Source organism: Thiohalorhabdus sp., assembly GCF_036628635.1.
Lineage (GTDB): Bacteria > Pseudomonadota > Gammaproteobacteria > Thiohalorhabdales > Thiohalorhabdaceae > Thiohalorhabdus.
Genome location: NZ_JAZKRM010000016.1, coordinates 1 through 13,660 on the forward strand (window position 1 = coordinate 1; position 13,660 = coordinate 13,660).

General features: G+C 69.1%; 13 protein-coding genes. 6 read left to right on the forward strand and 7 right to left on the reverse strand.

Features of this window, described 5'->3' with window-relative positions; translation table 11 throughout:
- On the reverse strand, positions 1-2,803 hold a 2,803-nt coding region (locus tag V5A19_RS07040; RefSeq protein WP_332327746.1), incomplete at its 3' end, for an efflux RND transporter permease subunit.
- A gap of 72 nt (positions 2,804-2,875) precedes the next feature.
- Between V5A19_RS07040 and V5A19_RS07045 the strand changes: the two genes are divergently transcribed.
- Together V5A19_RS07045 and V5A19_RS07050 are read left to right on the forward strand one after the other, a co-directional pair.
- On the forward strand, positions 2,876-3,346 hold the full coding sequence (locus tag V5A19_RS07045; RefSeq protein ID WP_332318495.1) for an SCO family protein: 471 nt from the start codon (positions 2,876-2,878) through the stop codon (positions 3,344-3,346).
- Complete coding sequence (locus tag V5A19_RS07050; RefSeq protein ID WP_332318494.1) at positions 3,343-4,044, forward strand: hypothetical protein; 702 nt, start codon at positions 3,343-3,345, stop codon at positions 4,042-4,044. Before V5A19_RS07045 ends, V5A19_RS07050 begins: the two co-directional genes overlap by 4 nt.
- Here V5A19_RS07050 and V5A19_RS07055 read toward each other — a convergent pair.
- Complete coding sequence (locus V5A19_RS07055) at positions 4,041-4,550, reverse strand: outer membrane beta-barrel protein (RefSeq protein WP_332318493.1); 510 nt, start codon at positions 4,548-4,550, stop codon at positions 4,041-4,043. The two genes, V5A19_RS07050 and V5A19_RS07055, sit on opposite strands and share 4 nt — an antisense overlap.
- Before the next feature lie 177 nt (positions 4,551-4,727).
- On the opposite strand from V5A19_RS07055, the gene V5A19_RS07060 reads away from it, so the two are divergent.
- Positions 4,728-6,224 (forward strand): FMN-binding glutamate synthase family protein, encoded by a 1,497-nt coding sequence (locus V5A19_RS07060; protein ID WP_332318492.1) that lies wholly within the window; start codon positions 4,728-4,730, stop codon positions 6,222-6,224.
- Between the two features lie 14 nt (positions 6,225-6,238).
- On the opposite strand, the gene hisC is transcribed toward V5A19_RS07060, so the two are convergent.
- Positions 6,239-7,306, reverse strand: coding sequence for a histidinol-phosphate transaminase (gene hisC, locus V5A19_RS07065; RefSeq protein WP_332318491.1), 1,068 nt, complete (start codon positions 7,304-7,306; stop codon positions 6,239-6,241).
- A 517-nt stretch (positions 7,307-7,823) separates the two neighbouring features.
- On the opposite strand from hisC, the gene V5A19_RS07070 reads away from it, so the two are divergent.
- Positions 7,824-8,099, forward strand: a complete 276-nt coding sequence (locus V5A19_RS07070; protein ID WP_332318490.1) for a cupin domain-containing protein — start codon at positions 7,824-7,826, stop codon at positions 8,097-8,099.
- Between the two features lie 22 nt (positions 8,100-8,121).
- Here V5A19_RS07070 and V5A19_RS07075 read toward each other — a convergent pair whose 3' ends face one another.
- Entirely contained in the window at positions 8,122-8,481 is a 360-nt protein-coding gene (locus V5A19_RS07075; protein ID WP_332327747.1) for a DUF3579 domain-containing protein, read from the reverse strand.
- Between the two features lie 325 nt (positions 8,482-8,806).
- Here V5A19_RS07075 and V5A19_RS07080 point away from each other — a divergent pair, with 325 nt between their 5' ends.
- A complete protein-coding gene (locus tag V5A19_RS07080; RefSeq protein WP_332318488.1) occupies positions 8,807-9,862 on the forward strand; it encodes an NADP(H)-dependent aldo-keto reductase in 1,056 nt (351 codons plus the stop codon).
- 113 nt (positions 9,863-9,975) lie between these two features.
- Here the strand turns inward: V5A19_RS07080 and V5A19_RS07085 are convergent, their stop codons facing one another.
- The 3 genes from V5A19_RS07085 to V5A19_RS07095 all read right to left on the reverse strand — a co-directional run bounded on the left by V5A19_RS07085 (position 9,976) and on the right by V5A19_RS07095 (position 13,076).
- Complete coding sequence (locus V5A19_RS07085) at positions 9,976-11,043, reverse strand: hypothetical protein (RefSeq protein WP_332318487.1); 1,068 nt, start codon at positions 11,041-11,043, stop codon at positions 9,976-9,978.
- A gap of 1 nt (position 11,044) precedes the next feature.
- Positions 11,045-11,827, reverse strand: coding sequence for an HAD-IA family hydrolase (locus V5A19_RS07090; protein ID WP_332318486.1), 783 nt, complete (start codon positions 11,825-11,827; stop codon positions 11,045-11,047).
- Between the two features lie 268 nt (positions 11,828-12,095).
- Positions 12,096-13,076, reverse strand: coding sequence for a calcium/sodium antiporter (locus V5A19_RS07095; RefSeq protein ID WP_332318485.1), 981 nt, complete (start codon positions 13,074-13,076; stop codon positions 12,096-12,098).
- A 105-nt stretch (positions 13,077-13,181) separates the two neighbouring features.
- Between V5A19_RS07095 and V5A19_RS07100 the strand changes: the two genes are divergently transcribed.
- Positions 13,182-13,610, forward strand: coding sequence for a hypothetical protein (locus V5A19_RS07100; RefSeq protein ID WP_332318484.1), 429 nt, complete (start codon positions 13,182-13,184; stop codon positions 13,608-13,610).
- The last annotated feature ends 50 nt before the right edge of the window (positions 13,611-13,660 follow it).

The window sequence follows — 13,660 nt, forward strand, 5'->3', positions numbered from 1 at the left end:
CCAGCGTGGTGGCCAGCACGGTCATGGCGATGGGCCGGATGCGGCGCAGGGCGCCGTCGGTGATGGCGGCCTGGAGGCCGCCGGCCTCTTCCAGCCAGCTCTTCTCGCGGTAGCGCTGCACCGCCTGGTCCAGGTAAACCAGCATCACCACCCCGATCTCCACCGCCACCCCGGCCAGGGCGATGATCACCAGGGTCAGCGGCACCAGCAGCTGCAGCTTGGCCATGGCCCGCTGCATGTACTCGTACTGCCCGGACCAGGACAGGCTGTAGCCGGGCGGGATGTCGACCTGCTCGGCCACGGCCCGCTTGGCCCGCTCCACGTAGGTGCCGATGTTCACGTTCTCCAGGTCGATGAACACGTAGCCGTTGAGGCGGGCGTTGTCGCTCTTGATCATGGGCGGCCCGGACTCCACCCGGATATCGGCCACCTGGGTCAGCGGCACCTGGGCGCCGGTGGGCGTGGCCACGCGCACCTGGCGCAGCTCCTCCAGGCGGTCGCGGTATTCGCGCGGGTAGCGCAGGTTGATGGGGTAGCGCTCGCGGCCCTCGACGCTCTCGGTGACCTCCATGCCGCCCACCGCGGTCTGCACCACCTCCTGGATATCGGCCACGTTGAGGCCGTAGCGGGCGGCCAGCTCGCGATCGGGCTCGACGATGACGTAGCGCCCCGAGGCGCTGCGCTCGGCGTAGGCCGAGGCGGTGCCCGGGACCTCGCTCAGCACCTCCTCGATCTTCCCGGCGAGCTTCTGGATGCCCGCCAGGTCGGGACCGGCCACCTTGATGCCCACCGGGGTCTTGATGCCGGTGGCGAGCATATCGATGCGCGTCTTGATGGGCATGGTCCAGGCATCGGACAGGCCCGGGAAGTCGATGGCGGCGTTGAGCTCGTCCTTGAGCTTGTCCACGGTCATGCCCTCGCGCCACTCGGACCGGGGCTTGAGGGTGATGGTGGTCTCGATCATGGTCAGCGGCGCCGGGTCGGTGGCGGTATCGGCCCGGCCCACCTTGCCGAAGGTGCGCTCCACCTCGGGGAAGGACTGGATGATCTTGTCGGTCTGCTGCAGCAGCTGGCGCGCCTTGCCGATGGAGATGCCGGGATCGGTGGTGGGCATGTACAGCAGGTCGCCCTCCCACAGCGGCGGCATGAACTCGGTGCCCAGCTTGCTGTAGGGGTAGGCGGTGGAGGCCAGCACCGCCACCAGCAGGACGATGGTGGTCTTGGGCCAGCCCAGGGCGGCGGCCAGCACCGGGCGGTAGATAGCCGCCACCAGGCGGTTCACCGGGTTGGCGGACTCGGCCCGGATGCGGCCGCGGATGAAGTAGCCCATGAGCACCGGCACCAGGGTGATGGACAGGCCCGCGGCCACGGCCATGGCGTAGGTCTTGGTGAACGCCAGGGGCGCGAACAGCCGCCCCTCCTGCGCCTCCAGGGCGAACACCGGGACGAACGAAAGGGTAATAATTAGCAAGCTAAAGAAAAGCGCCGGGCCCACCTCCACGGCGGCGCGGCGGACCACCTCCCAGCGCTCGGCCTCGGGGTCGCGCTCCAGCTGCTTGTGGGCGTTCTCGATCATGACCATGGCGCCGTCGACCATGGTGCCGATGGCCAGGGCGATGCCGCCCAGGGACATGATGTTGGCGTTGATGCCCTGGTAGTACATGATCACGAAGCTGCCCAGGATCCCCAGCGGCAGCGCCACCACCGCCACCAGCGTGGAGCGCAGGTGGAACAGGAAGATCAGCGCCACCGCGGCGACGATCAGCAGCTCCTCGATTAGCCGGTCCCGGAGGGTATCGACGGCGTCGAGGATGAGTCCGGAGCGGTCGTAGGTGGGCACGATCTCCACGCCCTCGGGCAGCCCCTCCTTGAGCTGGGCCAGGCGCTCCTTGACCCGGTTGATGGTGGCCAGGGCGTTGCTGCCGTGGCGCATGACGATGATGCCGCCGGCCACCTCGCCGTTGCCATTGAGCTCGGCCACGCCGCGGCGCAGCTCGGGGCCGAAGCGCACCTCGGCGACGTCGCGGATGTGCACCGGGGTGCCGTCGTCGCTCACCCCCAGGGGGATGGCCCGCAGGTCTCCCAATGACTGGGCGTAGCCGGTGGCGGGCACCATGTACTCGGCCTCGGCCATCTCGATCACCGAGCCGCCGGCCTCCTGGTTGCCGCGCTTGAGCGCCGATTTCACCTTGGACAGCGGGATGTCGTAGGCGAGCAGCTTCTCGGGATCGGCCACCACCTGGTACTGGCGCACCATGCCGCCCACGGCGGCCACCTCAGCCACGCCTTCCACCGTTTGCAGCTCGTAGGCCAGGAACCAGTCCTGGAGGGCGCGCAGGTCGGCCAGGGAGCGCTCGCCGGTGCGGTCCACGAGGGCGTACTGGTAGACCCAGCCCACCGAGGTGGCGTCGGGCCCGAGCGAGGGCTGGACGCCCTCGGGCAGCTCGGAGGCGGCCTCGTTGAGGTACTCCAGCACCCGCGAGCGGGCCCAGTACATGTCGGTGCCGTCCTCGAAGACGACGTTGATGTAGCTGTCGCCGAAGAAGGAATAGCCGCGCACGGCCTTGGTCTTGGGCACCGACAGCATGGTGGTGGTCAGCGGGTAGGTGACCTGGTCCTCCACCACCTGCGGCGCCTGGCCGGGGTATTCGGTCTTGATGATGACCTGGACGTCGGACAGATCCGGGATGGCGTCCAGGGGCGTACGCAGCATGGCGAACACGCCCCAGCCCAGCAGCAGCAGCGCGGCGACGACCACCAGGAAGCGGTTGGTCAGCGACCACTCGATGACGCGGCGGATCATGCCCGGGCCACCGACGGCGGTCGCGCCTTCACGGCGGAGACCGCCCGGCGGCTGGCCGTTTCCGACAACCCCGTGGCGGTGCCGGACACGGGCCTCCAGCTGCAGACGGGGGCCCGTGCCCGGCTCCGCGAGCTCGAGGGCGAGCTGGTGGTGGCCACCTTCATCTACACCCGCTGCGAGACCATGTGCCCCATGCTGGGCACGCGCATGGCCCGCATCCGCGGGAAGCTGCCGGAGTCGGCGGTGGGCCGCGACGTCCGCCTGCTGAGCCTGAGCTTCGATCCGGCCCGCGACACCCCGCAGCGGCTGCGCGCCTACGCCGACCGCTACGGCGCCGATCCGGGGCACTGGTGGGTGGCCCGGCCCCGGAGCGGGCTGGATCGGGTCCGGGACAAGCTGGGGGTGGTGGTGCTGCCCGACGGCAACGGGGGCTTTCGCCACAACGCTGCGTTCTACCTCATCGACCGCAATGGACGGGTGGTGGCCATCGTGGACGACACCAAGCCGGAGGAGGTGGTGCGGGTGGTGGAAGCGCGGCTGTGAGGGCCCCCAACCCGGCAAAGCCGGCGGCCGGCCGGCAGGGCCTGTCGGCCATCGACAAACGCTGGCTCGCCGCCGGTTTCGGCCTGTGGGCCGTCCTGGCCCTGCCGCCGGTGCGCGCCGCCCTGGAGGCCACCCTGGCCGGCCACATGGTGGCCCAGATCGGCCTGCTGGCAGTGGCCGGGTGGTGGCTGGGGCGGGGCCTGGGCCCGGTGCGGGCCGGGGAGGCGGCTGGCTTCAACCGTTTCGGCGCCACCGGGGTAGTGGTAGCGGTGTTCGTCCTGGCCTTCTGGATGCTGCCAGTGAGCCTGGACCGGGCCCTGCTGGAGCCGGCCTGGGAGGCCGGCAAGTACCTGTCCGTGCCGGCGCTGATAGGCCTGCCGCTGGCGCGCAGCTGGCCGCGCCTGCCGCCGCTGGCGCGGGGCCTGCTGTGGGCCAACGGGGTGTCCATGCTGGTGGTGATGGGGTGGGTCTACCGGGAGGCCCCGGTGCGGTTGTGCAATAGCTACCTCTTGGACCAGCAGCTGCTGCTGGGGCTGACCCTGTGGGGGCTGGGCGTGGCCGTTGCGGCCTACTGGACCATCCGGGCCTTTGCCGGCGGGCCCGCGGACGAGCGGGGCGACGCAGCCGGTCAAGCCCCCGCCACCGTCGCAGGAGGCGGCGGGCGCCGGAACCGGGCCGAGCCCAGCCGGACCGGCTAGAAGCGGGCCAGCGCCCCGAGGGTCAGGTGATCCAGGCTGGCCGAAAGGCGGGTATAGTCCACGAAGGCCGACACCGTGCTGGTGATCCGGAGCTTGCCGCCCAGGCCCCAGCTGACCTCCAGGTCGCTGTCGCTGCTCCGGCCCTCGGGGTCCTCATCCACCAGGGCCAGGCCCAGACGCCCGCGCAGGGCCACCCGCCGATCGGGCAGCGGCGCGGTATAGACGCCGTACCCGGCAAAGCTGGTAAAGGTGACGTCGCGCCCACCGCCGGCTTCCGGATCCACCAGACTGCGCGTCAGCTCACCCTCCATCCCCAATCCGGGCAGAACCTCGTCGAGCTTGGCACCGCCGCGGAAAACCGCCGCCGTGCCGTCCTCGCCGCCGGGAATGGACTGGACGGCGACACCGCCGCCGAGATAAACGGGCTTCTCGGCGGCCAGGGCCGGCCCGTTGAGCATCGCGGGCACTAAAACGGTCAGGGCGCCAAAAGCGGAACGGATACGCATGGTAACCCCCCTTTGCTGGTTGATTGACTCCAAGGCAACCGTCTCCGGCGTATAACCCCCCTGGAGTAGAGTGCCGTTTTCAGGCCGGCCCTTTATAGTGCCATGCTTGCCGGGCCGGGGGCATCCCACCCCCAGCGATTTGCCGCCAACCCAAGCCCGACAGAGGAAGCGCGCGCCATGTCCGCTCACGCCGACATGATCCTTATCCAGGCCATCGAAGTAATGTCCGCCCTGTTCGTCTTCATGGTGGGGCTGGGAGTGCTGGCCCTGATCGGGGTCTTCATCCGGGATATCACCCAACACCGCAGCGCGATCATCCGCAACTATCCGGTCATCGGCCACTTCCGGTATCTGCTCGAGTACCTGGGCAAGTTCTTGCGGCAGTACCTGTTCGCCATGGACCGCGAGGAGCAGCCCTTCAACCGGGCCGAGCGCAGCTGGGTCTACAGCTCGGCCAAGGACGAGGACAACACCGCCGCCTTCGGATCAACCAAGGACGTCCGCGCGGTGGGGACCATTGCCTTCAACAACTGCCCCTTCCCCTCCCTGGCCACGGACGTCAGCCAGGCGGCGCCGGTGACCATCGGCCCCGGCTGCGCCGAGCCCTACACCACCAGCGGCTTCTTCCACGTCTCGGGGATGAGCTACGGCGCCATTTCCGATCCCGCCGTGCGCGCCCTGGCCCACGGCGCGGCCATGGCGGGGTGCTGGCTCAACACCGGCGAGGGCGGCCTGGCGCCCCAGCACCTGGAAGGCGGCGGCGATCTGGTGTTCCAGATCGGCACCGCCAAGTACGGCGTGCGCGACACCGAAGGCAATCTGGACGAGGCCAAGCTGCGTGAGGTGGCCGGTCACGACCGGGTGCGCATGGTGGAGATCAAGCTCGCCCAGGGCGCCAAGCCCGGCAAGGGCGGCATCCTCCCGGCCGCCAAGGTCACCCCGGAGGTGGCCCGCATCCGGGGCATCCCGGAATACACCGATTCGGTGAGCCCCAACCGCCATCCCGACATCAACAGTGCTTCCGACCTCCTGGATCAGGTGAACCGGATCCGCGATGTCACCGGCAAGCCTACCGGCTTCAAGATGGTCATGGGCGATCCGGACTGGCTGGACAGCCTGGCCGCCGAGATCCACCGCCGCGGCGAGGAGGCCGCTCCCGACTTCATCACCATCGACGGCGCCGAGGGCGGCTCCGGCGCCGCTCCCATGAGCCTCATGGACTACATGGGCATGTCGCGCTTCGAGGGCCTGCCCCATCTCATCCGCAAGCTGGAGGACCACGGCCTGCGCGAGCGCATTCGGGTGATCGTCTCGGGCAAGATGGTGACCCCGGAATCGGTGGCCTGGGGCCTGGCGGTGGGCGCCGACTTCGTCACCTCGGCGCGCGGCTTCATGTTCGCCCTGGGCTGCATCCAGTCCCTGCGGTGCAACGCCGATACCTGCCCCACCGGCGTCACCACCCACAACCCCCGCCTGCAGAAAGGGCTCGACCCCGCCGATAAGAAGGTCCGGGTGGCCAACTACCACCGCCACATTACCCGCGAGGTGGGCATCATCGCCCATTCCTGCGGCGTCGACGATCCCCGCCAGCTCAAGCCCAAGCACGTGCGCCTAGTCAACGGCCCGGGGCGGTCGGCGAGCTTCGCGGCGCTGCGGGGGGAGGGGGTGGAGTAGGCATCCAACCGGTCCTATTTCCCGGCAATCTCGTCCAACGCCCACAGCAGGGCCTCGTTGTCCTCGGCCGTGCCCACCGAGATGCGCAGCCCCTCGGCCAGCTCCTCGGGCTCAGGGAAGTGGCGCACCAGGATGCCGCGCGCCTTCAGGGCCTCGTACCAGGGGCGGCCGTCGCCGTCGGGGGCGCGGGCGAAGACGAAGTTGGCCTGGCTTTCGGCCACGCCGAAGCCTCGCTCGCGAAGCGCCGCGGTAAGGCGGCCGCGCTCGCGCTGGATGGCCTCGGTGTTGGGGCGGAAGGCGTCCAGGTGGTCCAGGGCCGCGGCGGCACCGGCCTGGGCCAGGGCGTCGACGTTGTAGGAGTCGCGCACCTTGTCCAGCTGCTCGGCCACCTCGGGCCGGGCGAAGCCCAGCCCCAGGCGCAGGCCGGCCAGGGAGAAGCCCTTGGAGAAGCTGCGGGTGACAATCAGGTTGGGATGGTCATCGAGCAGGGGCAGGGCGCTGTCGGCGGCGAAATCGCCGTAGGCCTCGTCCAGGACCACCGGGGCGTCCACTGCCCGGCACAGGCCAGCCACCTGGTCCAGCCCGCAGGCGAAGCCCAAGGGGGCATTGGGCCGGGTGACGAACACCAGGGCGGGGTCGGCGTTGACGATGGCCCGGATCAGCAGTGAGCCGCCGACGCCCCAGGGTACCTCGCGGTAGGTGCCGCCCTGGATGGCGGTCAGGGTATCGTAGAGGGAATAGGTAGGCGCCGGCGCCACCACGTCGGCCCCGGAGCCGACGAAGGTGCGCAACACCATGGTAAGCAGGTCATCGGAGCCATTGCCCACCACCACCTGCTCGGGGTCGAGACCGTAGGCCCGGGCGGCGGCCTCGCGCGCCGGCCGGGCGTCAGGGACGGGGTAGCGGCGCAGGGTCTCGGCGGTGACCGCCTCGCGGACGGCCTCGAGGACCTCGCTGGGCACCGGATGGGGGTTCTCGTTGGTGTTAAGCTTGATCACCCGTTGCCCGGGGAGGGGCTGCTCCCCCGGCTGATACCCGGCCATGGCCCCGATCTCGGGGCGTACCCATTCGCCCACGCCCATGTCTTGTCCGCTCCTTTCGTCTCCCGATTGGCCTTGGGCGGCCGCAGCGGTCAGAATAGCGTCGCCCCGACCGGGGGGATTCCCTGGTGGCACTCGTCCTGCGGCCGTTGCGGCCGCCCCCTTTCCTGCTGCTTTCAGCCGCCGCGCTTCCGAGGAGGGCCGAACCTCCAGGGCAGGGCCCATAACCGCAAGCCTATCATCCGCATGGCGCCCGAGCGCTTCAAGCCCTGCGGCGGAGCGTGCCCATTCCTGCCACGCGACGGGCTACCCCCATGCCGGGGCTATGGCGGAGGCGGGGCCCTAAGGGATGGGCCTGACCGACCGCGGCAACGAAGTGGTGATAGGGTTGGACCATCCGCGCGGCGGCAATCCGGCCGCAAGTTGCCCCAGCCCGCACACTGCCACCCATAATGCGGGCCCGGGAATGGCCACCGGGGCCGCCGCCAAACTTTGGCGTCACGGGCGGGCGACCCCACAGGACCCGTTTACCCACAGGACCCGTTTAAAGGAGGAGCCCATGGCGGAGATTCAGGTACAGCAACCCTCCGAGGAAGAACTGGAGGCGATGGGCGTCTTTGACTGGCCGGTTTGGGAGAAAGAGGCGTCCCGCTTCCCCTGGACCTACGCTGAGAAGGAGGTTTGCTACGTGGTGGCGGGCCGGGTCACGGTGGAGCCGGAGGAGGGCGGGCCGGTTACCTTCGGGGCTGGTGACCTGGTGACCTTCCCGGCGGGCATAAACTGCGTGTGGGACATCCACGAAGGGGTGCGCAAGCACTTCCGGCTGGGCGATTGAGGCACGGTGCCGACGAGGGGGGTCAACTGTCCCGCTCGCCTTCGGCCTCGGCCATGTGGTCTTCGAACTCGGGGACGCCGCAGGTCTCGGGGACCCGCAGGTGGTTCTCGCGGGCGAAGCTGACCAGCTGCCGAAAGAGCTCGGGGCGGGTCTCGCGGAGAAGGGGATCGACCAGCAGGCCCTTGACCCCATTGTAGACGGTGGGCTTGATGTAGGACGAGTAATGCAGACGGTTGTCGGCGCCAAAGGTGGCGGCATTACCGGCAAAGCGCTCCACCCAGTCGCTCGGCCGAAACTTGCGGCCTTTCTGGGTAACGCCCTCGACGATAATCATGCAGCTCGGCGGGGGCTCATCCGCGTGGGTGCCCTCGTGCTCGCTCATGGCCAGCATTTATCCTGTTCGGTCGGCGGTGGCTAGGGGCCGCCGAGCGGTAAAGCCCGTCGGGATTTGGGGGAAGCTCGGGTCGGTTAAGCTGACTGGGATGATCCCACAACCCTGTCGGCGCATTCAATCGCCGCCGCGCCCTCTGTCCCCGCTCCGGGGAGCGGCCACCGGGGCTCAGGCGCCGACGGTGTCCCCGGCCGGCAGACCGGAAAGGGCCGGATGGGCCGTCCCCATCGCCTTGTCCGCACCGCCCCGAAGCGGTAAAACTTCCGCCCCCGCCCGAACGCGCAACCCTGACCGAAACACCCTAGGAGCGAGCCCCATGCGTTATAACCGCCTAGGCAACAGCGAGCTGAAAGTCTCCGAGATCTGTCTGGGCACTATGACTTTCGGCGACCAGAACAGCGAGGCGGACGCCCACGCCCAGATCGAGCGGGCGCTGGAACGCGGCGTTAACTTTATCGATACCGCCGAGCTATATCCGGTGCCGCCCAAGGCCGAGACCCACACCCGCACCGAGAGCTACATCGGCAGCTGGGTCGGCGCTAACCCCGGCCGCCGCGACGAATTCGTCCTCGCCAGCAAGGTAACCGGGCGCTCGCGGATGCTGCCCTGGATGCGCGGCGACGCCGGGGAGCTGCCGCAGCTGGACCGCTCCAATATCGAGCGGGCGGTGGAAGGCAGTCTCAAGCGGCTCCAGACCGACTACCTGGACCTGTACCAGATTCACTGGCCCGACCGGAACGTGCCCAAGTTCGGCGAGGCCCGCTTCGACCCGGACCGCGACTGGGACGCCAACCCCATCCACGAGCAGCTGGAGGTCCTGGCCGACCTGGTGGAGGCCGGGAAGGTCCGCTACATCGGTTTGTCTAACGAGACTCCCTGGGGGGTCATGGAGTTCGTGCGACTGGCCGCCGAACACGACCTGCCGCGGGTGGTGTCCATCCAGAACGCCTACAACCTGCTCAACCGTGCCTTCGAGGACGGCCTGGACGAGATCGCCTACCGCGAGGAGGTGCCGCTGCTAGTTTACTCGCCCCTGGCCTTCGGCCACCTCACCGGCAAGTACCTCGACGGCGCCGCCCCCGATGGGGCCCGGCTGAGCCTCTATCCCGAATTCGGCAACCGCTACGCCAAGCCCGGGGTGGAGCCCGCCAGCCGGGCCTACGTCAACCTCGCCCACGAGGCGGGCCTGGATCCGGCGCCGATGGCCCTGGCCTTCTGCCGCCACCAGCCCTTCACCGCGAGCACCATCATAGGCGCCACCAGCCTGGAGCAGCTGGACAGCAACCTGGACAGCCTGGAGGTGACCCTGGACGACGACCTGCTGGCCAAGATCGACGAGGTCCACCGCCGCTTCACCAACCCGGCCTTGTAAGGGGCGGTCAATGACCGCGACCACTGGGAGCCTCGATAGGTCGGTGAACGCTCCTACTGGCTCAAGAAGCCCCCCGAACGGTGGCGGCCCGCCGCTGATCGGCCCCCACGCATTCAGTCCGGATGGGGATACAGCGGGAAGGTGGGCGCCGGGGGATTGAGCACGCGGTGGAGGCGCCGCCTGGGGGTGCCCGGATGGGGGCGGGCCCGGCCGATGCGCGCGACCAGCTGGGGCTCTTTCCGGCGGAGGATGTTGGCAGTTTCCGCCCGCGCGGATTCGGTAGCGGTCAGTACCGCCTCCGGGCCCATGGCGTGGCCGGCGTGGGCCAGCTCCAGGCCGATCCGCTGGTAGACGCGCCCGACTGCCAGCCACTGGGGGCGGCCGTTGCCTGCGGGGGTGGCCAGCACCACGAGCGCCGGGGCCTGCCGGATGCGGCGGCCGGTCTTGCGCTCGGGGTCGAACAGGACCGGCAGGTAGAGCATGGCTCGCCGACCCACCTTGGCCAGCCAGCCGGGAAAGCGTCGAAAGCGCGTCATGGCCATGCCGTCACGGCGCTCCTCGAGCTCGGCGTGGTCCTTGCGCAGCCAGGCCAGGAATTCCCGCCGGAAAGCGTGCTCCCGCCACCGCCGTGAGGCTGTGACGGCGGCGTGGCCGGCCAGGGCGTCCTTCCACACGTTCTCCGCCCAGGACAGCTCCGCTTCGCCCAGATCCAGGTGATCCAGGGCATCCCGCACCGCCGGCTCCACCGGCCCGCTGAGCCGACCGTGGGCAGTGCGCCGCCGCGCCTGGAGGTCCACCCGGGGATCCGGTTCGGGCAGGGTACCGGGCTCGCCCAGGCTGATTCGCACCGCCGTGGGCCCCTGTTCGCCCTCCGGAAAAGGAACCACCTCCGGCTGGTAGCCGAGATCCCCGGCAGCGATCATGAAGTTTTCCAGGGCCGCCCCCAGCGCCACGAACAGCAGGCGCCCGTTGGGATCGGCTTGATCCAGCCGGCGATCGGGATCCCACTGCAGGTCCACCACCTCGGCATCCCGGGACCGGAAGCGCCAGGGCTGGGTGTTGTAGGGCGACGGCGCCATAGAGGCCCGGCCCACCAGATAGTCCAACCGGCGCTGAGGTTCGGCATCGCGCAGGAAGGCCCGCGGATCGGTGGCGGGCATGTCGCCGGAGGCATCGCTCATATCAGCCCGTCTCCGTCGCGACCCCGGCCCGGTGCAGCCGGGACAGGGTGATCAGGTCCACGGCGCCGTGATCCGGCAGATCCACTTCGCCGCAGATCACCCGAGCCGGCTGATGGTCGGGCTCGCCCAGGCTGTCGAACACCGCCAGGACACCGGGGAACTGCTGGCTGGCGGTGTACTCGCTGGTGGTCACCACCACAGGCACGCCGGCGGCCAGCGCGGCTTCCACCCCGGGGCGGGAGTCCTCCAGGGCCAAACAGTCCTCCGGCGGCAGGTCCAAGTCGGCCAGGGCCTGGTCGTAGGCATCGGGCGAGGGCTTTTTCTCGGCCACCTCGTCGCCGGCCACGATGACCTCGAACCATTGGGGGGCCTCGGGATCCAGCGTGTGGCGCAGCAGCTCCATCAAAGGGGCGCGCGTGGTGGTGGTGGCGATGGCCAGGCGCACCCCCTTGTCCCGGGACTCGCGCAGCAGGCGCAGGATGCCCGGGCGGGGTGGCACTAGGCCGGACCGGATGCGCTCGGTGTAGACCTCCGCCTTGCGCTCGTGCAGGCCCTTGACCCATTCCCAGTCGGGCTCGGGCTCCCCCTTGTACTGGGTCCAGTAGTGGCGGATGCGCTCCTTGCCCCCCGGAACCGCCAGCAGCTTGCCGTAGAGCTCGGGGCTCCACCGGTCCGCCAGACCGGCCTCCTCGAAGGCCACGTTGAAGCCGGTCCGATGGGCGTCGCGCTCGGTCTCGGCGAGGGTTCCGTCAACATCGAAGATGACGGCCTGAAGGTGGCTCATGGCCGGAATGCCTCCTTATCTATCAAACCGGAAATTGCACCCAAACCCGGTCCGTCGCTGTGCTGCGCAGCGAGCAGATTCGGCTGATCGGCCCAAACGCGTAGCCCAACTACGTTTGCGGGGCCGATCAGTCGAAGATGCCGATAGCAGGCCAGCGCCGGGCCGGGTAGTACACCCTTCGGACGCTTCAACACCCCGGGAATTCCTTCCAAAACCTTGAAAATAGGAAAAACCTCAATGGGATAGGCGATTGGGTGCAATTTCCGGTTTAACTAAGCCCGGGCAGCTTGTCGAATACCCAGGCGATGTAAACCCCGTAGACGACCACCAGCAGGCCGCCTTCGATACGATTGATGCGGTAGGTGCCGCGTGCCTGGTTCAGGAAGATGGGCCCCAGGAGTAGGGTCAGCCCCAACAGAACCGGCAGGTCGCGCCAGATGGCTTCGGCACCGGCGGGCAGGCCGCCGAACAGGGTCGGTATCCCCAGCACCAGGAGGATGTTGAGCAGGCACGAGCCCACCACATTGCCCACCACCAGATCGTCCTCGCGCTTGACCACGGCGGCCAGGCTGGCGGCCAGCTCCGGGAGGCTGGTGCCGAAGGCCACCAGGGTCAAACCGATGACCAGGTCGGAGACCCCGATGGCGACCGCCAGTTCGGCGGCCGAGCCCACGAACACCCGGCTGCCCACGATCAAAGCGACCAGCCCGATGCCCAGCCAGACAGCGGCCCGAAGGGCCGTAAGGTCCTCCGGCACCTCTTCGGAAGCCTCCGCCAGGTAGGGATCATCCGCCCCGGCGGGGGCAATGCGCACGGTCCACACGGCATAGGCGACCAGCCCCAGGCTCAGGAGCACGCCGTCGACCAGCCCCAGGCCGCCGTCGATAACCATCAGGAACAAGACCAGGGTGGCCCCCAGCAGCAGGGGAAACTCCCGGCGCAGCACCTGGGAATGCACTCCAAGCGGCAATAGCAGCGCCGAGATGCCCAGGACCAGGCCGATATTGGCGATGTTGCTGCCCACCACATTACCGAAGGCCATGGCGGGCGCACCCTGGTACTGGGCGGACAGGTTGACCAGCAGCTCGGGGGCGCTGGTGCCCAGTGACACCACCGTCAGGCCCACCACCAGGATGGATACCCCCAGGTTACGGGCCAGGCCTGCGGCGCCGCGCACGAAGCCTTCGGCCCCCCAAACCAGCAACAGGAGGCCGACCACCGCCAGGCCGACGTCAAACAGGATATCCAAGGCATTCTCCCTTTTCGGGGGTGGGCTGGTAGGTTAAGTGTCCCGTGCCAAAACCCTTGCGCCCTTCTGGGACGGAACCCTTCTACCCTATTCGACGAGGCTGCCATGGCGAAGGCCGTTACCACGAACTGGCTGCTGCCCCTGGGGCTTCTGGTCGTAGCCGTGATCCTGCTGATAACCCTGCAGCAGTTTGTAGGCTTCTCCCCAACGCCCCAACAAGGTCCAGAGATACCGCGGGGCGCCGCCATCGAGGCCGTGCAAGCGGCACCCGCCGACCCCTTCCGCTTTGGCGGCCGCAATGTGGGCACCGTTCTGGACAAGGTGGAGCCGCAACCGGGCTGGACCGATACCGGATGGTCCGTGGACCCCGCTCCGGGTAGCAGCGGTTACCGGGCAGTGCGGCGCTATGTGGGACCCACCGGCGCGGAGCGCGTCTACGCCTTCACCGTGGCCGACAACCTGGACACGGTGTGGCCCGCCAACGGGCGTGCCCGTGCCCTCATGCACAAGGGCCAGCGGCCCCCGGCCAAATAAGCCGGCCCAAAAGCATACCAGAGGGCCGACCGTCCTTGCCCCTGACCCGG